Here is a 22716-nt window from a genome sequence, read left to right as displayed (position 1 = left end):
GTCATTCCTCGCCTCTCATGGCAATTTCCTGAAGCGCCGACTTGATCTCCCGCAGCTGCGTATCGACTCTCGCGTCAATACTGCCGAATGAAGATCGAATGACGCAACCTAGATCCTGAACGGTCGAATCGGGCAAAATTTCCAGCTCCGCTTGAGAATCAATCGCATTTTGCAGTTCTTCCCGGGCATCCTGAATATACGCGTATTGCGACGGAGAAACGCAAAGCGTGATCGTCCCTTTCTCCTTACGCCGCTGCAGCAGCCGTTTAATTTGATCGATCGTCCAGCCCGGTTCCAGCGTCAGCTGCCGATCGACAATTTTCTCCGCGATCGAGCAGCTAAGCTCGATCAGGAACGGTTCGGCTTCGGCAATAATTTGCTGTTTACGCGTATAAGCTTGTTCCAGTATGGTACGAGCTTCTTGGAGCATCTCGTCGTATTGACGAAGCACTTCGGCCTGCGCTTCAGCGAGCCCTTCCCGGTATCCTTGCTCGAAACCGGATTGCCGTGCTTCCGCAACAATCATTTCATCCTGGTCGCGCTTTTCCCGCCACCATGCATCGATCTCGAGCTGAACTTGCTCGCGCATCGCAGCCGTCTCCTGCATCGCCTTGTCGATCTGTTCTTGTGCAAACGACTCGGCATCGCGGAGAATTTGCGTCTTCAACTCGTTCGCCTCATCCAGCTCCGCTTGCTGCTCGGGCGAAAGCCCCTGATCCTCGGCTGGCGAAGGGAAGACGAGCCGAAGCGCTTCGATGAGCTTCTTATCGTCAACCGGAACATAGCTATGCGCCTTGTAGATGTTAGACAATGATATCATCTCCTCCGCCGCGGGCGATGATAATTTCACCGGACTCCTCTAAGCGGCGGATCGTCGAGACGATTCGGGTTTGCGCTTCCTCGACGTCACGCAGCCGAACGGGCCCCATAAATTCCATTTCTTCTTTGAACGTCTCGGCCATACGCTTCGACATGTTTTTAAATATAGCCTCTCGCACTTCTTCGCTCGCCACCTTAAGTGCAAGCTGCAGATCGGCGTTCTCGATATCGCGGATAATCCGTTGAATCGAGCGGTTGTCGATATTGACGATATCTTCGAACACGAACATCCGCTTTTTGATTTCTTCCGCAAGCTCCGGATCCTGAATCTCCAGGGAATCGAGAATCGTACGTTCCGTACCGCGGTCGACCCCGTTAAGGATTTGCACGATTGCGGAAATGCCGCCGGCATTTGTATAGTCCTGCGTTACGGTTGCCGACAGCTTCTGCTCCAGAACACGCTCCACTTGAGCGATAACTTCCGGCGACGTGCTGTCCATCAGCGCAATCCGCTTCGCTACGTCAGCCTGCTTATCCTGCGGCAGAGAAGATAAGATAATCGAAGATTGATCCGGCTGCAAATAGGACAATACGAGCGCAATTGTCTGTGAATTTTCATTTTGAATAAAGTTCAAGATTTGAGCCGGGTCGGCTTTTCGCGCAAAATCGAACGGACGCACTTGCAGCGTAGCCGTTAAACGATTAATAATGTCCATCGCCTTCGAAGAGCCGAGCGCCTTCTCGAGAATATCCTTGGCATACGTAATACCGCCCTGGGAGATAAACTCCTGCGCCAGACAAATTTGATGGAATTCAGCCAGTATCGCTTCCTTCTCCATCGAATCGACTTTGCGCACATTGGCAATCTCAAGAGTCAGCTGCTCAATCTCTTCTTCCCGCAAATGTTTGAAAATTTGGGCGGACACATCCGGACCTAAGCTAATCAGCAAAATTGCGGCTTTCTGTCGTCCTGTCAGCATTTGCTGCTGGGCTGCTTTAGCCAATGGGTACACCTCTATTCATCGACGAGCCAAGTGCGAAGCAGGTTAACGAAATCTTCAGGCCGTTTTTTGGCCAAAGTCTCCAGCTGCTTGCGCATCTGATTCTCGTTGGATACGTTGTCGATATCGATGGTCGGATACTCGACCTTTGCTGGTTCCGCCGCTGCCGCGGCAGCCATTTCTTCTTCCAGCTGCTGCTGTCTTCTGCGTCGTAACAGCGCGTATGCGCCGACACCGCCGAGTGCGAGCGCCGCAAGACCAATGCCGCCGTAAGTGAGCCAAGCGTTCGCTGCCGAAGCGTTATTAACCTCCGTACGGGCGAACGAATGCGCAAATACCGTCACTTTATTAGCCAGTTCCGCATCCGTATAGGTTTGCTTGTTGTCAGCCAATGCGGCGCGGACGATGTTGACAAGCGCCCGCTGCACAGCGTCCTTCGTTTCCTGTGTTAGCGAATTCGGATCATCCGGATTCGGAGGTTCGATCCCGACGTTGACGCTAAGGTCCCTTACGACATATGGAGTAGAAATGATATCGTTCGTAATGCGGTTCACTTCGAGATTAACCGTCCGGGATGTCTCTTCGCTGTTCGACTTTCCGCTGCTCGAACCGGCTACGTAGTTCGGCACATCCGATTGACCCGTACCCGGCACACCGCCTGCCGCCGACCCTCCGTCGCTTTCATAGGACTTTTGAGCTTCCTGCAGCGAAATCTCCAGACCCTTCTGGTCAATTTCATTCGGAGCCGTTACAAGCTGTTGATGCGATGTCTGCTGGTCGAAGTTCATCGTCGAGAAAACGCTGACGATTACTTTATCCTTGCCGAGAATGGTGCCAAGCAGATTCGTTATATTTTTCTGAATATCCATTTGAAACTGCTTATTCAGTTCCAGATTGCTCGTTACGGTCGACAACGCTGTTCCCGCGCCCGAAGCTTTGGAGTAAGGCATCGCTTCTCCGTCTTGGTTCGTGATTGTAATGTTCTCAATCGGCAAGTCCTTCACGCTGTGCGATACGAGATTATAGATCGTATCGATCTTCGCCTGATCGAGCTTGTAGCCCGGCTTCACCTGAAGCACGACGGAAGCGGAAGCCTTCTCTTGATTCTCCGTAAGGAACACGCCTTGATCCGGATAATTGATCAGCACCTTCGAACCGCTGATGGCGCTGTTGGAATTGATGAGCTGCTGCAGCTCTCCCTGCATGGCTTCGACGTATTTGACCTTAAACACTTGGTCGCTCATGCCGAACATGCTGTTTGACTGAAATGCGCCATATCCGATAGAACCGCTTTTGTTCAGCCCTTGCGATTCGACGGCGATCTTTACGTTTGCTACTTCGTTTGTCGGAACCCCGATGCTCTTCCCGTCGGCACTGAGCTTATAAGGAATTTTGGATTCGTCCAAATAGTTCTTAATGTTCGCCGCATCGTTCGGCTGAAGATCGGTAAACGCGAGCGAGTACTCCGTCTTCGACATGTTGTACGTAATAAGTGCGATTACGATGAGGAGTGCCGCTACCGTTGCTCCGAACATCCATTTTTGAACCTTGCTGAATCGATTCCAATATTGTTTGACGTTATTCCAATATTGGAGAACAGTCTCGTTCACTTTGTCACCTCATCCGAGAAAATGGTCTCTCTCTCTAGCCGTTATCCGGGAGAGGATTACACTTGAATCCGCATAACTTCTTGATAAGCTTCGACAACCTTGTTGCGCATTTGTACGGCGAGCTGAAGGCCAATCGACGCTTTCTCGGAAGCTATCGTCAACTGATGAACATCGGACAGCTGGCCCTTGACAAACTGCTGATTCAGCCGGTCCACCGTATTTTGCTGTGCATTCAGGTCTTCGATCGCATTATTCAAAAAAGAACCAAACGAATTTGCAACCTCCGCCGCTCCTGCGCCGTTAGAAGATATAGTGGCGTTTCCTGCCAGCGTCAGCGGTTTATAAGCGATTTTCTCAATCAAGTTTTATCCCCCCAGAGTTGATGGACGCGTTTTTATCTGCCGATTTCAAGTGCTTTTGCAATCATAGACTTGCTGGCGTTCAGCGCCGTTACATTCGCTTCGTATGACCGTGTAGCCGAGATCATATCGACCATTTCCTTCAACACATCCACATTCGGCATCAGGACGAACCCGTTCGCATCCGCGTCGGGATGCGTAGGATTGTACACTTGCTTGAAAGGGGACGTATCCTCCGTCACTTGCGTAACCTTCACGCCTTGCCCGGAACTGTCCGCCATTGCGCCGTTCAGCACTTGCTGGAACGAGGCCTGCGCCTTCGGCTCGAACGTGACGAGCTTGCGGGCGTATGGCTGCCATTTGCCGTCCACCAGCTTCGCGCGGGCTGTGTCCGCGTTGGCAATATTAGAAGCAATAACGTCCATCCGGAACCGCTGCGCCGTTAAGGCGGAAGAACTGATATCAAAGCCATTTGTCAGTCTCATACATTATCTCCCCCCGAGAACCGTGCGCAGCTTTTGAAAATCCGCATTCACCTGCTGAATCATAACATTGTAGCGGAGTTGATTCTTGGCGAGCAAAGACATCTCGTAATCGACGTCGACGTTATTCATGTTGTTGTTCATAGTGGTCGACTCGTCCGTTTGAATTTTCGCCTCAACTTGTGCCGACCGGTTGCCGATATAGAAGTGACGAGGGTTTGTGCGATTACCGACAATTCCCGACACCCCGCCGTTCATTTCATTCTCCAGCAATTCCTCGAACAGCACATCCGAACGTTTAAAATTAGGCGTATCCACATTCGCGATGTTATTCGCTATCACTTTTTGTCGAAGTGCGGAGGCGTCGAGCGAGCGTTCCATCATCGTAAAGCCCGGCTTGTTCAGCAAAACCATCACACTTTTCCCTCTTTCGCTGTTTGTTCCTCATCTGTATTCCACATGTGTTCTTAATTCTCCTCCTACAATTCGACGTATTTCTAAAAAAAATTGTAACACGCTTGTCAGAATGTAGGAGCGCCTTTGCCCCGCAGACTCAGGCGATATGTACTATCATGCTGGAATTCGTCACTTCTGGCAATAAGAAAAAAGCCCCATCCCAACAGACGGAGCTTTCAGTAATATACAACGAACTTTATGAAATTAGTGCTTATTACATAGGAAAATTATGACTTCGCCTTCACCTGCTCGATTCCCTGAACGAGCTGGTCGTTCAAAATCCGGATGTACGTGCCTTTCATTCCAAGCGAACGAGTGTCGATGACGCCTGCGCTCTCCAGTTTGCGGAGTGCGTTCACGATAACGGAGCGTGTAATGCCGACACGGTCGGCAATCTTGCTAGCTACAAGCAGTCCCTCATTGCCATCGAGCTCTTCAAAAATATGTTCGACAGCTTCAAGCTCACTGAACGATAGAGAACCGACCGCCACTTGAACGACCGCTTTGCTCCGTGCTTCCAGCTCGATTTCCTCCGAACGCATCCGAAGAATCTCCATTGCCACTACTGTGGAACCATATTCAGCTATAATCATATCGTCGTCAACGAACGGCGATTGCTTGCGGGATAGGACTAAAGTCCCTAGCCTTGTCCCGCCCCCGACGATCGGCACGATCATTAAATGCTTGAATTCGAACATGTTTCCGACCTTCGCCGTCAAATTTTTCAACGGGTCGTTGTCGTTGTCGCTGGCCGTCGTGTCTACCTTCATGAGAATCTCATTATATTCATCCTTGAAACGGCGTTCCTGCACCATAAGGCCGGTCTCCACCGACTGAACGTCATTCGTAAGCGCAAAGCCGAGGATTTTTCCTTTACGGCTCACGACATAGGTGTTAGCGGCAATCGTCTCCCGCAGCACCTCGGCCATATCCATGAAATTCACGGCATGTCCGGCTTCGTTCTGAAGGAGTCTTGTGAGCCTCCGGGTTTTCATTAGTAACGTCATGTCGGGTGCCTCCTGCTATTGCATATCTGCATTACAAAATATATTGACTCAAATCGCGGTTCTGCGCGATATCTCCCAGCTTCTCGCGAACGTATTCCGGAGAGATGACGATTTCCTCTAAAGTGATGTCAGGCGCTTCGAACGACAAGTCTTCCAGCAGCTTTTCCAAAATCGTATGCAGCCTGCGAGCCCCGATATTTTCGGTGTTTTGATTGACGTCCGCCGCGATGCGGGCTAACTCGCGTATGGCTTCGGGAGCGAACGTCACTTTGATGCCTTCCGTTTGCAGCAGCGCCGTATACTGGTTCGTGAGTGCGTTCTTCGGCTCGGTCAAAATCGATACGAAGTCCTCGAGCGTCAGTGAACTCAGCTCCACGCGAATCGGGAACCGTCCTTGCAGCTCCGGAATCAAATCCGACGGCTTGGAGACATGGAACGCCCCCGCGGCGATGAACAGCACATAATCCGTCTTCACCGGGCCGTACTTGGTCATGACGGTCGAGCCTTCGACAATCGGAAGAATATCTCGCTGTACACCCTCCCGGGATACGTCAGGACCGCCTCCGCGACCCGCGCTTGCTATTTTATCGATCTCATCGATGAAAATAATGCCGGACTGCTCGGCCCTCGCGACAGCATCCTGAATGACGTCGTCCATATCAAGCAGCTTCTGAGCTTCTTCCTGCGTCAAAGCTTTGCGCGCCTCTTTAACCGGCAGCTTACGCTTCTTCGTCTTCTTCGGCATCAAGGAGCCGAACATCTCTTGCATGTTCATGCCCATTTGCTCGCCGGCCTGTCCGCCGCCCAGCATATCGAGCATATTGGGGGTATGGTCTTCGACTTCAATTTCAACCTGTTCGTTTTCCAGCTCGCCGCGTGCCAGCTGCTCGCGCACTTGCTGACGTCGGGCAGCAAGACCGGCATCGCGGTCGTCGTCCGCCGGCTCCGCCGTTGTGTTGGCCCCTGCGTTGCCGCCGAACAGCATTTCGAACGGATTTTTTTGCGGCTTGCTTTTATTAGGACTCGGAGCCAACAAAATGACCAGTCGGTCGTTTGCGAGTTTTTCGGCGCGGTCCTTCAGCTTCTCCATCCGTTCCGCTTTCACCATCCGAATCGACGTTTCAACAAGATCGCGAACCATCGACTCTACATCGCGGCCAACATAGCCGACTTCCGTAAACTTCGTCGCTTCCACCTTAACGAACGGCGCACCGACAAGCTTAGCAAGCCTGCGTGCGATTTCCGTCTTCCCCACGCCGGTAGGGCCGATCATCAAAATGTTTTTCGGTACGATCTCTTCCCGCAGCGATTCTTCAAGCAGACTGCGGCGGTAACGGTTGCGCAGCGCAACGGCCACCGATTTCTTGGCTTTCTTCTGGCCTACAATGTACTTGTCCAGTTCTTGCACAATTTCTCGCGGTGTCAAGGAGTTGTTCTTCATCTTATTCGATCTCCTCCACGATAATGTTGTGATTCGTAAAGACGCAGATGTCGGCAGCCATTTCGAGCGCAGCCTTCGCGATCTCCTTCGCGCTCATGTTCGGTGCATGCCGGTGCAGCGCCCGCCCTGCCGCGAGCGCGAAGCTGCCGCCTGAGCCAATTGCCAAAATACCGTCATCGGGCTCGATGATCTCGCCTGTTCCAGAAATAAGCAGCAACCCTGTAGCGTCCATCACGATCATCATCGCCTCGAGCCTGCGCAAGACGCGGTCCGAGCGCCATTCCTTGGCCAGCTCGACGGCCGCCCGCTGCAAATTGCCGTGATGCTCTTCCAGCTTCGCTTCAAACTTCTCAAACAGCGTAATCGCATCCGCTACCGAGCCGGCGAAGCCTGCTAACACTTTCCCGCGGTAAAGTCTGCGTACCTTTTTCGCCGTACTTTTCATGACCATGCTGTTGCCGAAAGTTACCTGACCGTCTCCGGCAATTGCGCCTTTACCTTGATGGCGAATGCCGAATATGGTGGTCGCGTGAAAGGAGTCCATCGCTGTATCGCTCCTCGTTAAATAAATTTTTAGCTATGAATGGAAAGAAAACAGCGAATCGCTGAGTCCATTCGCTGCCGTCATGAAAAATATGAACGTGGACTGCCTGTTTGTCCAATGGTCAGTTTTCGACAATATCTTACAACCGATAACAGATACAGCCTCACCATCGTAGCACAGCCATTGGAATCACTTCAAGCGTTAAGAACTTCCTGCTGCGCAAACTGCGCAATCGAATCGATTGCCCGCGCCGCCAGCTGCTCGTTCTTGAGCTTCTTGCCTTTAAACTTCCCCGGAAGCGGCGGCAGCAATCCGAAGTTTGCATTCATCGGCTGGAAATGCGAGTAATCCGCCGTCGTAATGTAGTGCGCCATCGCTCCAAGCACTGTCTCGGATGGTAGCACGAGCAGTGGCTCGCCGCGGGCCAACCGCCCTGCATTCAGACCTGCGATCAGTCCGGAGGCCGCCGATTCGACGTAGCCTTCGACCCCGGTCATTTGTCCCGCAAAGAAGATGCGGTCGGCGCCTTTCCATTGATACGTTGGTTTAAGCAGCCGCGGAGAATTGATGAACGTGTTGCGATGCATGACACCGTAACGGACGAATTCGGCGTTTTCCAAACCGGGAATGAGCGAAAGCACACGTTTTTGCTCCCCCCACTTCAGATGCGTCTGGAAGCCGACCAGATTGTACAGCGTTCCCGCCGCATTGTCCTGCCTCAGCTGCACGACCGCATATGGGAGCTTTCCGGTATGCGGGTTAATTAGGCCTACCGGCTTCATCGGCCCGAACAGAACCGTCTGCTTGCCGCGCTTAGCCATCACTTCGATCGGCATGCAGCCTTCGAAATAAATTTCCTTCTCGAAGTCCTTAACTGCTGCAACCTCCGCAGTGATTAACGCATCATAGAAAACGTTAAATTCCTCTTCCGTCATCGGACAGTTGAGATAGGCCGCTTCTCCTTTGTCGTATCGGGAAGCGAGATATACCTTGTTCATATCGATCGAATCTTTTTCGACTATCGGCGCCGCTGCATCATAGAAATATAAATACGTCTCGCCGAGCAGCTCCTGCAGCTTCTGCGACAGTGCCGGGGAAGTCAGCGGGCCGCTTGCGACGATGACGATGCCTTCCGGTATGTCCTGCAGCTCTTCGTTGCGCACTTCGATGAGAGGATGCTCGCGCAGTGCACTCGTCACTGCTCCCGAGAAGTTATCGCGGTCTACCGCAAGCGCTCCGCCCGCCGGTACGGCGTGACGGTCGGCGCTTGCCAAAATAAGCGAATTCATGCGGCGCATTTCTTCCTTCAATACGCCTACCGCATTCGTTAAACCGTTTGCCCGCAGTGAATTACTGCATACAAGCTCGGCGAATTTGTCGGTAATATGCGCCGGTGTCTTCACTACCGGGCGCATCTCATACAGCGTCACCGGAACCCCCTGCGAAGCGATCTGCCAGGCGGCTTCGCTGCCGGCCAGACCTGCTCCGATGACGGTTACTCTCTGCTCAGATGCCAATCGTTCCAACTCCTAATCTTCAATCGCGGCGTAATCGTCCGCCGCTTCTTCCTTCAATTCGTCTTTAAAGTCGCAGGCCGTGCACTGCACTGTACCGCCGGACTTCGTCCGCTTCTCGACCAGCATAGCGCCGCAATCCGGACAAGGCGCTTCAACCGGCTTATCCCACGATACGAAATCGCACTCCGGATACCGGTCGCAGCCGAAGAAAACGCGCCCCTTCTTGCTGCGCCGTTCTACGATGTGCCCTTCCTTGCATTTTGTGCAAGTAACGCCGATATCCTTGACGATCGGTTTCGTATTGCGACAGTCCGGGAACCCGGAGCAGGCCAGAAACTTGCCGAACCTGCCCATCTTGTACACCATATGCTGCCCGCACTTTTCACATGCAATATCCGAAATCTCATCCTGGATTTCGATTTCTTTCATTTCTTCCTCAGCAACCTCAAGACGCTTCTCGAAGGAGGAATAAAATTGATCGAGCACGCGTACCCAATCTTCTTTCCCCTCTTCGACATGGTCGAGCTCGCCTTCCATCTGGGCCGTAAACTCGACGTCCAATATTTCCGGGAAGAACTGCTCCATCTGCTGGATAACGAGCTCGCCAAGCTCCGTAGGCACGAACTTCTTTTCCTCGATCGCTACATAACCGCGTTTCTGAATCGTTTCCAGCGTCGGAGCATATGTGCTCGGGCGTCCGATGCCCATCTCTTCCAGCGCCCTAACCAGTCTGGCTTCGGTATATCGAGGCGGCGGCTGCGTGAAGTGCTGCTTCGGATCGATTACGTTCGTTTTCGTCTCGTCACCAATGCGAAGCGGCGGCAGCAGCTTGTCCTCTTCCGTCGTTCCGTCGTCGTTGCCTTCTACATACACTTTCATGAAGCCCGGAAATTTCAGCTTGGAGCCTGCCGCCCGGAATGTGACTTCTCCGGCTTTCAGATCGACTGTCATCGTATCCAGCACGGCGGAAGACATTTGGCTCGCAACAAAGCGCTCCCAAATCAGCTTATACAAACGATACTGATCGCGGCTTAAATATTCCTTGATCGACTCCGGATCACGTTCAACGGAGCTTGGACGTATGCCTTCGTGCGCATCCTGCGCATTCGCGTTCTTCTTTGTGTAATTCCGCGGCGTTTCCGGAACGTAATCCGAGCCGTACTTGCCTACGATATACGCTTTCGCTTCTTCTTGGGCAACCGGCGAAATCCGGGTCGAGTCCGTACGCATATACGTAATGAGACCGACCGTACCTTCTTTACCGAGATCGATGCCTTCGTACAGCTGTTGAGCGACGGACATCGTCTTGGCCGCCCGGAAATTGAGCTTGCGTGCGGCTTCCTGCTGCAGCGTCGAAGTAATGAACGGTGCAGCGGGGTTACGCTGGCGCTCCTTCTCCTTCACTTCCGAGACGAGGAACGGCTGCGAACCTATGGCCGCGAGCACTTCCTTCACCTCAGCCTCGGAGTGAAGCTCCTTGATTTCGTTCCACGCGTGGAACTTCGCCTCGAAGTTCGCGCCATTAATCGCCAGACCCGCCGTAATCGACCAATATTCTTCGGGAATGAATGCCTTGATTTCATTCTCGCGATCCATGATCAGCTTGACCGCAACGGATTGAACGCGTCCTGCAGACAGGCCCTTTTTCACTTTCTTCCATAATAATGGGCTAATCTTGTATCCGACTAACCGGTCTAAAATTCGCCGGGCCTGCTGTGCATTGACGAGATCTTGATTGATTTTACGAGGCGATTTGAAAGCGTCCTTCACGGCCTGCTTCGTAATCTCGTTAAATACGACACGGCAATCTTCTTCCTGTGACAGCTCCAAATAGTGCGCCAGGTGCCATGCAATCGCTTCCCCTTCACGGTCAGGGTCGGCTGCGAGATATACTTTTTTAACTTTCTTGCGGGCATCCTTCAATTCCTTCAATACGGAACCTTTGCCCCGAATGGTAATGTATTTCGGCTCAAATCCGTTTTCGATCTCGACGCCCATTTGACTCTTGGGTAGGTCTCGAATGTGTCCCATGGAGGCTTTGACGATAAATTTGCTGCCTAAATATTTGCCGATCGTCTTCGCCTTGGCCGGCGATTCTACGATCACCAAACAATCCGCCATAGACCGTCCCCTCCCTCTATAGTTGTAGAAAGTGCAGGAAATAGAAAAAGTTTCAAGTTGTAATATATGCAGATCCATGTACTGGTTGAATCAGCTTTTTCGTGATTAAGGATAGCAGAACTGAATGCAAATGTCCAAACGTAAATTGGGTTAGGCCTACCAGCTCATCCACCGTTACCGGATCCAGCGACATGTAGTCATACACTTGCCGCTCATCTTCGGTTAACATAAAGGACGGTTTCGCAGGCTGCGGATGGGCGGAAACGCCGCTTATAAGAACGCGCCGATACTCTTCTATTATATCTTCGTAAGACAATACGATTTTGGCGGTGCCGTCCTTCAATAATTGATTTACTCCGGCGCTTTTGGGCGACGTGATCGGTCCGGGAACGGCGAAAACATCGCGGCTTTCGTCCATCGCCTGCATGGCTGTAAGCAGGGAGCCGCTTTTCTGCGCCGCCTCGACGACGACGGTTCCCAGTCCGATTCCTGCAATGATCCGGTTGCGCATCGGAAACATGCCCTTCTTCATCGCCGTCCCAAGCGGATATTCCGAAATGACGAGACCGCGCCGAGCGATCTCATGAAACAGCCCGGTATGCTCAGGGGGATAAATGCGGTCGAGCGGACAGCCGAGCACGGCAACCGTGCTTCCTCCGGCCGACAATGCGCCCTCGTGGGCGCAGCCGTCGATCCCCCGGGCCATCCCGCTGACGATGCTAAGACCTGCTGCCGCAAGCGCTGAGCTTAGCTGCAAAGTGACTTTCTTTCCGTAGACGGTTGGTGTCCGCGTTCCAACGATAGCGATGGATGGCATCGACAGCTTCGCCCATTGACCGATTCCATACAGCACCCACGGAGGCTGCATCGTTTGCTTCAAAAGATCCGGATAATGTTCGTCGACAATAGTTAGTATCTCGATACCGCGTTGATTATACATATTACGTTTGGTTTCGACAAACGTTTCATGTAGTGTCTGTACAATCGTTTGCGCCTGATCCCGTCTTAAGCCGAGTGAAATCAATTCGCGTTCATTCATATCCAGCACTCTCGTCAGCGGCTCTACCTCCCGAATTAGCTTCAGCATCGTCATCCATCCGATCCCGCTGAGCTCATGCAGTCCAAACAGTACGTCTCTTGCGTCCACTATGTATTCCTCCTCCGGCGGCAAATAAAAAAGCAACCTTCCACACCCCGAATAACGGGGGGCGAAAGGTTGCTTACCTATTCGTCCGGCCAATATGTTCTTATACGACTACATTACTTGCGGGTAATGCATTTGTCAAGCAGGCCTTTTTCTTCAAGCACAGCAACGAGCGTAGAGCCCATTTCGGAAGGTGTTGGCGCAACGCGGATTCCGCAGCGCTCCAAAGTAGCGACCTTTTCGGACGCTGTACCTTTGCCGCCGGAAATAATCGCACCGGCATGGCCCATGCGCTTTCCTGGAGGCGCAGTCTTACCGCCGATGAAGCCGACTACCGGCTTCTTCATGTTCGCAGCGATCCACTCCGCCGCTTCTTCTTCCGCCGTACCGCCGATTTCGCCGATCATGATGACGGCATACGTATCCGGATCTTCGTTAAACAGCTTCAGGATATCGATGAACTCGGAGCCTTTAACCGGGTCGCCGCCGATACCGACAGCGGACGATTGTCCGATGCCGCGGGTTGTCAGCTGATGAACAGCCTCGTAAGTAAGCGTACCGGAACGCGAAACGACGCCGACATGCCCCTTCGTATGGATATAACCCGGCATAATGCCGATTTTGCACTCGTCAGGCGTAATGACACCCGGGCAGTTCGGACCGATCAGACGGGTCTTCTTGCCTTCCATGTAGCGCTTCACTTTCACCATATCCAGAACCGGAATACCTTCTGTAATACAAATTACGAGATCCAGCTCGGCGTCTACGGCTTCCATAATGGAATCTGCCGCGAACGGAGGAGCAACGTAAATGACGGAAGCCGTAGCTCCGGTTGCTTCCTTCGCTTCAATCACGCTGTTATAGATCGGCACCTGCTTCACTTCGCCGTTCTCGAGCGTAATCTCAACGTTTTGGCCGCCCTTGCCCGGCGTTACGCCTGCAACCATCTGAGTGCCGTAGTCCAAACCGCCCTTTGTGTGGAACAAACCGGTTTTGCCGGTAATGCCTTGCGTAATGACCTTTGTATTCTTATCGATCAAAATACTCATGGATTCGTTACACCCCTTGATTGTTAGATAGTCCTGCTTCCGGATGATCTTATTTCACAAGCGCAACAATCTTCTGAGCACCGTCCGCCATGGAGTCGGCAGCTACGATGTTCAGGCCCGATTCATTCAGCATCTTCTTGCCGAGCTCAACGTTCGTGCCTTCCAGACGAACGACGAGCGGCTTGTCCAGGCCAAGCTGCTTCGCAGCTTCGATGACACCGGTCGCGATGACGTCACAACGCATAATGCCGCCGAAAATATTTACGAAAATGCCTTTAACGTTCTCGTCGGAAAGAATGATCTTGAACGCTTCCGTTACTTTCTCTGTCGTTGCGCCGCCGCCTACGTCAAGGAAGTTAGCCGGCTGCCCGCCGTAATAGTTGATGATGTCCATAGTCGCCATCGCGAGACCCGCACCGTTAACCATGCAGCCGATGTTGCCGTCGAGCGCGATGTAGCTCAGGTCGAATTTCGACGCTTGAATTTCTTTCTCGTCTTCTTCGTCCAGGTCGCGCAGCTCCAGAATTTCCGGATGACGGAACAGAGCGTTCGAGTCGAAATTCAGCTTCGCGTCCAGCGCCATAACATTGCCGTCGCCGGTTACGACAAGCGGGTTGATTTCGGCGATCGAGCAGTCCTTTTCGACGAACGCTTTGTACAGAGCGAGCATGAACTGAGCCGCTTTGCCCACCAGCTCTTTCGGAATGTTGATCGCATTCGCCAGACGGCGTGCCTGGAATTGCAGCAGACCGACTGCCGGATCGATCACTTCTTTGAAAATTTTCTCAGGCGTATGTGCAGCAACTTCTTCGATCTCCGTGCCGCCTTCTTCGGAAGCCATCATAACGACGGAGCCCGTAGCGCGGTCAACGACGACGCCTACATAATACTCCTTCTTAATATCGCAGCCTTGCTCGATGAGCAGGCGTTTCACTTCTTTGCCTTCCGGGCCTGTCTGGTGAGTGACCAGCACTTTGCCGAGAATTTGTTCGGCGTATGTACGAACCTCGTCGAGATTTTTGGCCACCTTAACGCCGCCGGCTTTACCGCGGCCGCCTGCGTGGATTTGCGCTTTCACTACGACAACCGAAGTGCCCAAATCTTTGGCAGCTTGTACGGCTTCGTCTACAGTAAAGGCAACTTTGCCCTCCGGGACGCTAACCCCGTACTGTCTCAGCACTTCTTTGCCCTGGTACTCATGGATATTCATTTACCAAATTCCTCCTATCGGTATGGTCGTGGATAGTATCGCTCTCTCAGGCAAGCCTTAACCATTGTATCACGCTTTTATTTCGTATGCGTTAATGTTTACCATAAAAATATTCTTTCAATGTGATAAAAGGCGTCGAATGATGGAGGCAAGCAAAGAAAACAGCCAAGGCGATAGCCGAGGCTGTCAGTATGGCGAATATGCCGGATTCGTTGCGGCGGCGGCGCGGGGCTCGCGTTCCGCCTGCTTGATGAAGCGAAGCTCGTTGCCCATGAAGCTGCACACCTGGCACTGAATGTTTGCCTCTCCGGATTCGACAAGAACCGGCTCTTCGACGGCGCTGATTTCGCCGGTAATCGCGTCCTTGAGAAATTTTTGCGAATAGGAGCTAATGACGCTGAACTTTACGCGATTGGAGCGACAATTCGGGCAAAAATACGGTTGGTTTTGCATGGAAGATCACCTCATCTTCCAGTATGGTACATCTGAAGGGAAAACATGTATGTTCCGTGTTGAAAATCCGAAAAATATCGGCTATAGTGGTGTCAAACGCATTGGACGGATAAGGAAGCACCTTTCCCCGATGAACGGCCTTACGCTTGGAAGCCGATCATATGGAGAGAGGTGTTTTTTGTTATGTACGGGAAAATGATCAGCGCTTGCCTCCACGGCATCGAAGGCAAGCTGATTCAAGTCGAAGTCGATATTGCCAGCGGACTGCCGCACATCGCGCTCGTCGGATTGCCCGATACGGCCGTCAGGGAATCCGCCGAACGGGTGCGGGCTGCGGTGCGCAACAGCGGATTTACGTTCCCGATGGAACGGATTACGGTCAACTTGGCACCAGCTGATTTGCGCAAGGAGGGCTCGGCCTTCGATTTGGCCATAGCAGCCGGAATATTGATGACGAGCGGGCAAATTCGCGGGCGATGGCAGGAACACTGCCTGCTTCTCGGCGAGCTGGCGCTGGACGGAACGATCAGGCCGGTGCCGGGCGTACTGTCGATGGTGCATAAGGCCCGGCTGAGCGGTATTCCCGCCGTGGCGCTGCCGGCTGACAATGTGGATGAAGCCAGGGTCATAGAAGGCATCCGGGTGTACGGGCTAAGACATCTGCGGGAGCTGGCTTTGGAAGATGAGGCGCAGCTGTTTGCGGCAGGATACGGCAGTGCGGGTATGGAGCGCGATGATGAGCGGGTTTCATGCAGGAACCGGGATCCCGGGGTCGGATTCGGCGAGGATTACGCCGATGTTTCCGGACAGCTGGCGGCGAAGCGGGCGCTGATGATCGCTGCGGCCGGCATGCACAACGTGCTGCTCATCGGGCCGCCGGGCACCGGCAAGACGATGCTGGCGCGCAGGCTGCCGACGATTATGCCGGAGCTGGGCGAGGAGGAAGCGCTGGAAGTGACGAAGCTCTACAGCGTGTCCGGAAAGCTCGGCTCCGGTACCGGCCTTATCCGCGAACGGCCGTTCCGGGCGCCCCATCACTCCATTTCGCCGGCGGGACTCGTTGGCGGCGGAGGCGTACCGAAGCCCGGCGAAGCGTCTCTCGCACATCGCGGCGTATTGTTTCTGGACGAGCTGCCGGAGTTTGCAAGAGCTGTGCTGGAAGGGCTGCGGCAGCCGCTCGAGGACCGGTTCATTACGATCGGCCGGGCTCGCGCCGTGTACACGTATCCCGCGCAGTTTCTGCTGGCGGCTTCGATGAATCCGTGTCCTTGCGGATATTACGGCAGCACGGGTGAGCCCGGATGCAGCTGTTCGGCGATAAAGGTACAGCAATATCGGGCGCGAGTATCCGGACCTTTGCTCGATCGGATCGACCTGCATGTCGATGTGCCGAAGCCGGAATATCGATGGTTTCATGGCGAGAACGGCCCGAGATTAAGCTCAGCGGAAATGAATGCCGGCGTACAGTCGGCAAGACTGCGGCAGCTGCAGCGATATGCGGGCACCGGATTGCTGTACAACGCCGAGCTGAGCGGGGCTTTGCTGCGAATTCACTGCCGTCTCGATCCGGATAGCGAAGGATTGCTGAAGAAGTCGTTCGAGGCCTACGGATTAAGCGCCCGTGCTCACGACAGGGTGCTGAAGATCGCCCGCACGATTGCCGACCTGGAAGGCAGCGAACAGATCGAGCTCCCTCATGTGGCCGAAGCTTTGCAATACCGCAGCTTGGATCGGAAACAAGCATGTTATTAACTACTTGCAGCCGGACCTGAAACGCAGACAGTTTGTTCATCCTCTGTCCGTTTCTCGAGTCAAGGCAATTGTTTCCTGCTACGAGGATTCGAATATACGATTCTTAGCGGCATTCGTCAAAACGCGTTTTCGATATGCTCCAGAGTCACGGCTCCGCTCTGTATGTCCCCTCCGACGGGAAGCTCGACGGCGACGACGTCAAAACGAAGATTGCGATCGAATTGCTTCGTTACGTACAAATAAAATTGCGCCGTCTCTCTGACCTGCATTTGCTTGCGGATGTTCACCGACTCTTTGGCCGTCCCGAACGTCCCGGTCGCGCGGCGGGTGCGCACCTCAATGAATACGAGCGTTTCGCGATCCTCGGCGATAATGTCCAGTTCGCCCTTTCGGCAGCGCCAATTACGTGCAACGATTTTGTAGCCTTTGCCGAGCAGCAAGCGGGCAGCGGCCTCTTCTCCCGTCTTGCCGGTTTGCTGACGGCGGGCGTAGGCGGACGGCTTACCGGTCATGGGGACGATCTCAGCTCCTTCAGCTTTCGGTCGGAGCGGTATATGAAGCTGAGCAGCTCGGCGACGAGCTGGTACAGCTCCGGCGGAATTTCCTGATCGATGTCCAGCTTCGACAGCACCTCCACAAGCGATGCGTCCTCCTGCACCGGCACGCCGTGCTCGCGCGCTTTGTTCAGTATCGCGTCCGCCACATAGCCGCGTCCTTTGGCCGTTACGACCGGCGCCGCCGCCGTTCCCGGCGAATATTTAAGTGCAACGGCTTTCTTAAGCTGCGGGGCGGGAGACATATCCTCATTTGGTCCACGTTCGGTCATACGCGGAAGTCCACCCCTTTGTACGGTTTCGTTTGATACAGCGATTTCAGCTGCGCACGGCCGGAATCGGCCGTTTGGCCCGAGGAGTGCTCCTGCTTGAAATCGGCAGGCGTCGGATACGGACCGAATTGGAGCAACAGCAGCTGATAGCCGGTGCGATGAAGCGCCGCGGCGACTTCCTCTCGCGCCCCATCCAGCAGCTTGGGCACGATCGGATGATCGTTTCGCACGTTCAGCGAAACGGCCCGGTCCACGACGCGCACGTCCAGCAGCGTATTGCCCATCTGCTTCATGGACAAGTCAAACAGCAGCCGGCAGTTATCGGCATCCAGCTGGCCGCGGCTGCCGCGCCTGGATTCGATATGAACGGATGCGGTCTGCTCTCCGTTCTCGTCCCGGAACGGAACGAACATGGTGACATGAGCGAACGGCGTCTGACGGTCCGGCGTTAACAGCAGCTGCTGGCCGGTGATGTGCTGCAGCGTTTGCTGCATCGTTTCCTTCAGGGCGGCAGGAACTTCGTCCGAACGGACGAGCTGCAGCAGCAAGCTCTTGACCGTGTCGGACGACGCAGCCGAGGTGCCCGGCAAAGCTTCGCCGTCGCCGGATGCGGCGGTTAGGCCAGGCTCCAGGCCGGGGACGAGCTTGCGGAGCAGCGAGTCCTTCTCCGGCGCGGTCGCAGGGAGCCGGGCCAGTCCGCGCTCGTGCTCGATGCCGAGCGCCTTGAACAGGCGGCCGATCCAGTGATCGGCCGTCGGGGCAGGCGACGCCGCCGCCGGGGCGTCGCTGCCGCCGCCGGCGCCCGGCTGGGCCGGGGGCGCCTGCGGCGCGGTCTGCGGCTGCGCAGCAGCGCGCGTGAGCGGCGGGGGGGCCTCCCCCGCAGCCGCCGGCGCGGCCGCAGCCGCGGGTGTTGGCGCCGGCTGCGCGGCAGCGGCGCCCTGCGGGGCCTGCGGCGGCGTGCCGGCCGCTGGCCCCGGGGTCGCGGCGGCCGCACGTTGGCCCGCCGCCTCCTGCGCGGCGCCAGCGCCCGCGCGGGCCCCGGGCGGCTGCGCGTCCGCGCCGCCCCCCGCCGCGCCGGCTGCGGCGCCGGCCGCCTCCGGCAGCGCTGGCTGCGCCGGCGCTGCCCCATCGCCGCCGCCAAGCCCGGCGGCGGCTCCTCCCAGCGCTTGCCGCACAAGCGCGGCAAGCTGCCCCGCCTGCTGCCGCACCGACGGCGGCAGCTCGCTCAGCTGCGCCTCCGTCTCCGAAGCGAGGCGCTGCACGAGCTCGTACAACGGCGCGCCGTTCAGCGCCTGCCGCAAAGCGCCCAGCGTCTCTCCCGTCAGAGGCAATCCGCGCTTTAGGGCGAACGCGGCCGTCTGCGACCACTCCTCGGCGTTCACCTTCGCCGGCTTCGTCTTCGCCGCTTGCGCAAATTCGGCCACCGTCTCCTTCGTAAGCGGCACGCCTTCCTTCAGCATCGTCAGCACAAGCTGCCGGTTCGCCGCCGTATCCGGCTGCCCAAGCTCCTTGAGCAGTCCGGGAAACGAGGCATCGGTCAGCTGCGCGCCCGCACTCTGCAGAGGCTTGAGAACCGTCTGGCCCGAAGCGGACTCGGGCTGCACTTGCAGCAGCGTCATATCGCCCTGCTTCAGAGGCGCCTCCAGCCTCGCCCTGACCTGCACGCCGTTTATATTCACTAACGCATCCTGCTCGGACAGCATTTGCAGTATAACGCCTTTTACAATTTGACCGATTTTGAGCTCAAGCGTCTTCGCATCGGCGGCTTGCATGTCGCCCAGCATACTTCGCACCAGACCGGCTATGTTCATGTTCCGTTCCTCATTTCAGCAACCGTAGTACCTATGTATATCGGCAGTTAACCCGTCAATCTTTACGTACATGCCATTCCTATCGGCAGCACGATTCTCCACCGCTCAGAACGTCATCTCCTGCTGCCCGCTGAGCAGCTTGCGCAGAAACGTGCTGCGGTGCAGCGGGGTCGGACCGTATTCCAAAATGCTTTGCCTATGCTGCTTCGTCGCATACCCTTTATGTACCGCAATCCCATATTCCGGATATTGCAAATCCCACTCGAGGCACATCCGGTCCCGTGTCACCTTGGCGACGATCGAAGCCGCCGCAATCGACTGGCTGAGCGCATCGCCCTCAATAATCGCAAGCTGAGGCAGCTCCACATCGACCTTCTCCGCATCGACCAGCAAATAGTCCGGCTCCGCTTGCAGCTTCTCCACCGCTATTTTCATCGCCAGTCTGGCCGCCTGTTTAATATTGATGCGCTCGATCGTCGGCACGTCAACAATCCCGATTCCTACCGCAACCGCGTTAGCCATGATGACCTCATACAGCCGCTCGCGCGTCTTCGCCGTCAGCTTCTTGGAATCGTTAACGTCCTCGAAGACCGCGCCCTTCGGTAAAATGACGGCAGCCGCAACGACGTCGCCGAACAAGCAGCCCCGTCCGACTTCGTCCACCCCCGCTATCGCCGCATACCCTTGCTCCCAAATTTGCTGTTCATTTTGAAGCATACTATGCCCAGCTCCTTTCCCATCCACCCATTATATAGGACGACAGGAGGGTCGAGCCATCCCAAATTTTAGCAGCCAGGTACCACTGAACGGGCTTCGAAGGGAAACGGTTATTCGCGAATACAAGGGACCGCCGTTCCGGTACTTCTAGGCTTAGCGGTAAAAGCAGTAGACGTATGAACAAGCCTGCGATTTGGATAACTTCTATGCGAGTCCCGACTCCGCCTCCCCCCCCTTCCAACATCCCCCGAAACAAAAAAACCGCAGAGGCTTCCCCCTGCAGCTCTTTCCCTTATTCCGCTTCCGCTGTCTCCGCAGGCGGCCGCTCCAGCGTGATCCGCCCCATTTTACCAGCTCGCAAATCCCGCAATATGAGCAGTGACGTTTTATCCAAATCGATCCGCCCGCCGCTCATGACCGCTCCGCGCTTACGTCCGATCGCCTCCATCACATCGACGACCTCGCTCGCTTCCGTCAAATCGTCCGGCAGCCTTTCCAGGTCGTAGCGCTCCTTCAAGGCGTCCGGGTATTCCTCGCACAGGTACCGCACCGTAAAGAATGCAATCTCATCCAGCGATAAAATGTCTTCCTTAATCGCTCCCGTTGCCGCAAGGCGCAATCCGACCTGCTGATCCTCAAACTTCGGCCACAATATTCCCGGCGTGTCCAGCAAATCCATCTCGCCGCTGCCGACTTTGATCCACTGCTGGCCTTTCGTGACGCCCGGGCGATCGCCCGTCGCCGCTATTTTCCGCCCGGCCAGCGTATTCGTCAGCGTCGATTTGCCGACGTTCGGAATACCGACAATGAGCGCCCGTACGGCACGCGGCGTGACGCCTTTGCGCAGCATCGCTTCGATTTTGTGCGCCCACAGCTTCTTTGCACGAGGCACGATTTCTTTCACCTGGTTGCCGGACACCGCGTCAAGCGGCAGAGCATCCAAGCCCTCCACACGGGCGAAATACGAGACCCATTCCGCAGTCCGGGCCGGATCCGCCAAATCCGCTTTGTTCAGAAGCACCAGCCGCGGCTTACCCTTCGTAATTTCGCCGATCATCGGATTGCGGCTGGACAGCGGAATGCGGGCGTCGAGCAGCTCGATGACGATATCGATCAGCTTCAGCTTGTCCTCGATTTGCCGTCTCGCCTTCGTCATATGACCGGGAAACCATTGTATCGTCGCCATCGCTTACTCCCCCTCTCCGTCATACGGCCTGCGCCATCTTAGTAATGTTTAACGAACCCTATTTCACCGATCGGCCAAAATAACACGTCCGCCCTGCCGACGATTTTGTTCAGCGGAATGAAGCCCGGATCTTCATAACGGCTGTCTTTGCTGACGCTGCGGTTATCGCCCAGGACGAACACCGAGCTATCCGGCACTTTCGTTTCCGGGAATCCTCTTGATGTATTGTAAAGTCCCCCGCTTTGTTTCGCTTGATTCACCGCTTCGGCGATCCACGGCTCGTCAATGATGCTGCCGTTCACATATACTTTGTCGCCTTCCACTCTGACAGTTTCACCCGGCAGGCCGATGACCCGCTTAATATAATCCTTCCCTTCCGGTGCATGCAGTACGATGACTTCGCCGCGCTCAGGCTGACGGAATTGGTACAAAATTTTGTTGACGATCAGCCGCTCCGACGTCCGGAAGTTCGGCTCCATGGAAGGCCCGTCCACGATGAAAGGAGCGAATAAAAACATGCGAATGACAAACACGAGCACCCCGGCGATCAGCAGTGCTTTGACCCATTCCCACGCCTCGTTTTTCAAGGAGACCGGCTTCTTCGTTTCGTTGTTATCCTGTCCGGCGCCCAGCGTTTGTTCTTGCTCCATCATGGTCCCTTCTTTCGTTCATATGTATCTCTACGCAAACGAAAAGGAGCTTGCTCGCACAAGCCCCCCGTTTTTGCTTATCGGATTTCCTGAATTCTTGCTGCCTTGCCGCGAAGCGCGCGCAGATAGTAGAGCTTCGCGCGACGAACTTTACCCCGGCGAGCCACTTCAATCTTCTCGATCTTCGGGGAGTGCAGCGGGAACGTACGCTCTACGCCTACGCCGTAAGAGATCTTACGAACGGTGAACGTTTCGCTGATGCCGCCGCCGTGGCGCTTAATAACAACGCCTTCGAACAGCTGGATCCGCTCGCGGTTACCCTCGACGACCTTTACGTGCACCTTCAGCGTATCGCCCGGGCGGAAGCTCGGAATGTCGCCGCGAAGCTGCTCCTTCGTGATCTCATGAATCAGATTGTTCATTGATGACTCGACCTCCTTCCACACAGGTGTTCTTGCGCCTCATCGTCCTATTGACGATCGAGTTATGCGTAGAGGACCACCGTATTCGATCATTTTGCGAAATTCGCAACGTTCAATATAATAACATTACTAGACATAA

The 22716-nt window shown here is 55.0% G+C and carries 23 protein-coding genes; 1 reads left to right on the top strand and 22 read right to left on the bottom strand.

Going from position 1 to position 22716, the window contains the following annotated elements; all coding sequences use genetic code 11:
- Position 1: 1 nt before the first annotated feature.
- The 15 genes from ACFFK0_RS18050 to ACFFK0_RS17980 all read right to left on the bottom strand — a co-directional run bounded on the left by ACFFK0_RS18050 (position 2) and on the right by ACFFK0_RS17980 (position 15213).
- Positions 2 to 811, bottom strand: a complete 810-nt coding sequence (locus ACFFK0_RS18050; RefSeq protein WP_377471697.1) for a FliH/SctL family protein — start codon at positions 809 to 811, stop codon at positions 2 to 4.
- Positions 804 to 1799, bottom strand: coding sequence for a flagellar motor switch protein FliG (gene fliG / locus ACFFK0_RS18045; RefSeq protein ID WP_377471747.1), 996 nt, complete (start codon positions 1797 to 1799; stop codon positions 804 to 806). Before fliG ends, ACFFK0_RS18050 begins: the two co-directional genes overlap by 8 nt.
- Positions 1800 to 1834: 35 nt before the next feature.
- Positions 1835 to 3430 (bottom strand): flagellar basal-body MS-ring/collar protein FliF, encoded by a 1596-nt coding sequence (gene fliF, locus ACFFK0_RS18040; protein ID WP_377471696.1) that lies wholly within the window; start codon positions 3428 to 3430, stop codon positions 1835 to 1837.
- Between the two features lie 56 nt (positions 3431 to 3486).
- On the bottom strand, positions 3487 to 3741 hold the full coding sequence (fliE, locus tag ACFFK0_RS18035) for a flagellar hook-basal body complex protein FliE (RefSeq protein ID WP_512700676.1): 255 nt from the start codon (positions 3739 to 3741) through the stop codon (positions 3487 to 3489).
- A gap of 83 nt (positions 3742 to 3824) precedes the next feature.
- On the bottom strand, positions 3825 to 4274 hold the full coding sequence (gene flgC, locus ACFFK0_RS18030) for a flagellar basal body rod protein FlgC (RefSeq protein WP_377471694.1): 450 nt from the start codon (positions 4272 to 4274) through the stop codon (positions 3825 to 3827).
- Between the two features lie 3 nt (positions 4275 to 4277).
- Positions 4278 to 4685 (bottom strand): flagellar basal body rod protein FlgB, encoded by a 408-nt coding sequence (gene flgB, locus ACFFK0_RS18025; protein WP_377471746.1) that lies wholly within the window; start codon positions 4683 to 4685, stop codon positions 4278 to 4280.
- A gap of 269 nt (positions 4686 to 4954) precedes the next feature.
- Complete coding sequence (codY, locus tag ACFFK0_RS18020; RefSeq protein WP_377471693.1) at positions 4955 to 5734, bottom strand: GTP-sensing pleiotropic transcriptional regulator CodY; 780 nt, start codon at positions 5732 to 5734, stop codon at positions 4955 to 4957.
- A 31-nt stretch (positions 5735 to 5765) separates the two neighbouring features.
- A complete protein-coding gene (hslU, locus tag ACFFK0_RS18015) occupies positions 5766 to 7175 on the bottom strand; it encodes an ATP-dependent protease ATPase subunit HslU (RefSeq protein WP_377471692.1) in 1410 nt (469 codons plus the stop codon).
- Between the two features lies 1 nt (position 7176).
- Entirely contained in the window at positions 7177 to 7719 is a 543-nt protein-coding gene (gene hslV, locus ACFFK0_RS18010; RefSeq protein WP_377471691.1) for an ATP-dependent protease subunit HslV, read from the bottom strand.
- A 194-nt stretch (positions 7720 to 7913) separates the two neighbouring features.
- Positions 7914 to 9236: an FADH(2)-oxidizing methylenetetrahydrofolate--tRNA-(uracil(54)-C(5))-methyltransferase TrmFO gene (trmFO, locus tag ACFFK0_RS18005; RefSeq protein ID WP_377471689.1), complete on the bottom strand. Its 1323-nt coding sequence runs from the start codon at positions 9234 to 9236 to the stop codon at positions 7914 to 7916.
- Positions 9237 to 9248: 12 nt separating this feature from the next.
- A complete protein-coding gene (topA, locus tag ACFFK0_RS18000; protein ID WP_377471688.1) occupies positions 9249 to 11357 on the bottom strand; it encodes a type I DNA topoisomerase in 2109 nt (702 codons plus the stop codon).
- Positions 11358 to 11409: 52 nt separating this feature from the next.
- Complete coding sequence (dprA, locus tag ACFFK0_RS17995; RefSeq protein WP_377471686.1) at positions 11410 to 12504, bottom strand: DNA-processing protein DprA; 1095 nt, start codon at positions 12502 to 12504, stop codon at positions 11410 to 11412.
- 113 nt (positions 12505 to 12617) lie between these two features.
- Entirely contained in the window at positions 12618 to 13550 is a 933-nt protein-coding gene (gene sucD / locus ACFFK0_RS17990) for a succinate--CoA ligase subunit alpha (protein ID WP_377471685.1), read from the bottom strand.
- Positions 13551 to 13599: 49 nt separating this feature from the next.
- Positions 13600 to 14760, bottom strand: coding sequence for an ADP-forming succinate--CoA ligase subunit beta (gene sucC, locus ACFFK0_RS17985; protein ID WP_377471684.1), 1161 nt, complete (start codon positions 14758 to 14760; stop codon positions 13600 to 13602).
- 186 nt (positions 14761 to 14946) lie between these two features.
- Positions 14947 to 15213 (bottom strand): hypothetical protein, encoded by a 267-nt coding sequence (locus ACFFK0_RS17980; protein WP_377471683.1) that lies wholly within the window; start codon positions 15211 to 15213, stop codon positions 14947 to 14949.
- A gap of 183 nt (positions 15214 to 15396) precedes the next feature.
- On the opposite strand from ACFFK0_RS17980, the gene ACFFK0_RS17975 reads away from it, so the two are divergent.
- Complete coding sequence (locus ACFFK0_RS17975; RefSeq protein ID WP_377471682.1) at positions 15397 to 16965, top strand: YifB family Mg chelatase-like AAA ATPase; 1569 nt, start codon at positions 15397 to 15399, stop codon at positions 16963 to 16965.
- A 116-nt stretch (positions 16966 to 17081) separates the two neighbouring features.
- Here the strand turns inward: ACFFK0_RS17975 and ACFFK0_RS17970 are convergent, their stop codons facing one another.
- The 7 genes from ACFFK0_RS17970 to rplS form a co-directional block, all read right to left on the bottom strand.
- Complete coding sequence (locus ACFFK0_RS17970; protein WP_377471680.1) at positions 17082 to 17477, bottom strand: YraN family protein; 396 nt, start codon at positions 17475 to 17477, stop codon at positions 17082 to 17084.
- Positions 17474 to 17791: an EscU/YscU/HrcU family type III secretion system export apparatus switch protein gene (locus tag ACFFK0_RS17965; protein WP_377471679.1), complete on the bottom strand. Its 318-nt coding sequence runs from the start codon at positions 17789 to 17791 to the stop codon at positions 17474 to 17476. Before ACFFK0_RS17965 ends, ACFFK0_RS17970 begins: the two co-directional genes overlap by 4 nt.
- A complete protein-coding gene (locus ACFFK0_RS17960) occupies positions 17788 to 19602 on the bottom strand; it encodes a TP0910 N-terminal domain-containing protein (RefSeq protein ID WP_377471678.1) in 1815 nt (604 codons plus the stop codon). Before ACFFK0_RS17960 ends, ACFFK0_RS17965 begins: the two co-directional genes overlap by 4 nt.
- A 105-nt stretch (positions 19603 to 19707) precedes the next feature.
- Entirely contained in the window at positions 19708 to 20319 is a 612-nt protein-coding gene (gene rnhB / locus ACFFK0_RS17955) for a ribonuclease HII (protein WP_377471677.1), read from the bottom strand.
- 292 nt (positions 20320 to 20611) lie between these two features.
- Positions 20612 to 21505, bottom strand: coding sequence for a ribosome biogenesis GTPase YlqF (ylqF, locus tag ACFFK0_RS17950; RefSeq protein ID WP_377471676.1), 894 nt, complete (start codon positions 21503 to 21505; stop codon positions 20612 to 20614).
- A gap of 38 nt (positions 21506 to 21543) precedes the next feature.
- Positions 21544 to 22155, bottom strand: a complete 612-nt coding sequence (lepB, locus tag ACFFK0_RS17945) for a signal peptidase I (RefSeq protein WP_377471675.1) — start codon at positions 22153 to 22155, stop codon at positions 21544 to 21546.
- 77 nt (positions 22156 to 22232) lie between these two features.
- Positions 22233 to 22577, bottom strand: coding sequence for a 50S ribosomal protein L19 (gene rplS / locus ACFFK0_RS17940; protein WP_377471674.1), 345 nt, complete (start codon positions 22575 to 22577; stop codon positions 22233 to 22235).
- Positions 22578 to 22716: the final 139 nt, after the last annotated feature.

Origin of the sequence: Paenibacillus chartarius (assembly GCF_042432825.1) — a bacterium.
Classification (GTDB): domain Bacteria; phylum Bacillota; class Bacilli; order Paenibacillales; family NBRC-103111; genus Gordoniibacillus; species Gordoniibacillus chartarius.
The sequence above is the reverse complement of the archived record's forward strand: the minus strand, read 5'-3'. Positions and strand labels throughout refer to the sequence as shown.

Excerpts from the sequence above, each read along its gene's own strand:
- fliG (WP_377471747.1), bottom strand. The coding sequence starts at position 1,799 with ATGCTGACAGGACGACAGAAAGCCGCAATTTTGCTGATTAGCTTAGGT.
- flgC (WP_377471694.1), bottom strand. The coding sequence starts at position 4,274 with ATGAGACTGACAAATGGCTTTGATATCAGTTCTTCCGCCTTAACGGCG.
- flgB (WP_377471746.1), bottom strand. The coding sequence starts at position 4,685 with ATGGTTTTGCTGAACAAGCCGGGCTTTACGATGATGGAACGCTCGCTC.
- codY (WP_377471693.1), bottom strand. The coding sequence starts at position 5,734 with ATGACGTTACTAATGAAAACCCGGAGGCTCACAAGACTCCTTCAGAAC.
- hslU (WP_377471692.1), bottom strand. The coding sequence starts at position 7,175 with ATGAAGAACAACTCCTTGACACCGCGAGAAATTGTGCAAGAACTGGAC.
- hslV (WP_377471691.1), bottom strand. The coding sequence starts at position 7,719 with ATGGACTCCTTTCACGCGACCACCATATTCGGCATTCGCCATCAAGGT.
- topA (WP_377471688.1), bottom strand. The coding sequence starts at position 11,357 with ATGGCGGATTGTTTGGTGATCGTAGAATCGCCGGCCAAGGCGAAGACG.
- sucD (WP_377471685.1), bottom strand. The coding sequence starts at position 13,550 with ATGAGTATTTTGATCGATAAGAATACAAAGGTCATTACGCAAGGCATT.
- sucC (WP_377471684.1), bottom strand. The coding sequence starts at position 14,760 with ATGAATATCCATGAGTACCAGGGCAAAGAAGTGCTGAGACAGTACGGG.
- ACFFK0_RS17980 (WP_377471683.1), bottom strand. The coding sequence starts at position 15,213 with ATGCAAAACCAACCGTATTTTTGCCCGAATTGTCGCTCCAATCGCGTA.
- ACFFK0_RS17975 (WP_377471682.1), top strand. The coding sequence starts at position 15,397 with ATGTACGGGAAAATGATCAGCGCTTGCCTCCACGGCATCGAAGGCAAG.
- ACFFK0_RS17970 (WP_377471680.1), bottom strand. The coding sequence starts at position 17,477 with ATGACCGGTAAGCCGTCCGCCTACGCCCGCCGTCAGCAAACCGGCAAG.
- ACFFK0_RS17965 (WP_377471679.1), bottom strand. The coding sequence starts at position 17,791 with ATGACCGAACGTGGACCAAATGAGGATATGTCTCCCGCCCCGCAGCTT.
- ACFFK0_RS17960 (WP_377471678.1), bottom strand. The coding sequence starts at position 19,602 with ATGAACATAGCCGGTCTGGTGCGAAGTATGCTGGGCGACATGCAAGCC.
- rnhB (WP_377471677.1), bottom strand. The coding sequence starts at position 20,319 with ATGCTTCAAAATGAACAGCAAATTTGGGAGCAAGGGTATGCGGCGATA.
- ylqF (WP_377471676.1), bottom strand. The coding sequence starts at position 21,505 with ATGGCGACGATACAATGGTTTCCCGGTCATATGACGAAGGCGAGACGG.
- lepB (WP_377471675.1), bottom strand. The coding sequence starts at position 22,155 with ATGGAGCAAGAACAAACGCTGGGCGCCGGACAGGATAACAACGAAACG.
- rplS (WP_377471674.1), bottom strand. The coding sequence starts at position 22,577 with ATGAACAATCTGATTCATGAGATCACGAAGGAGCAGCTTCGCGGCGAC.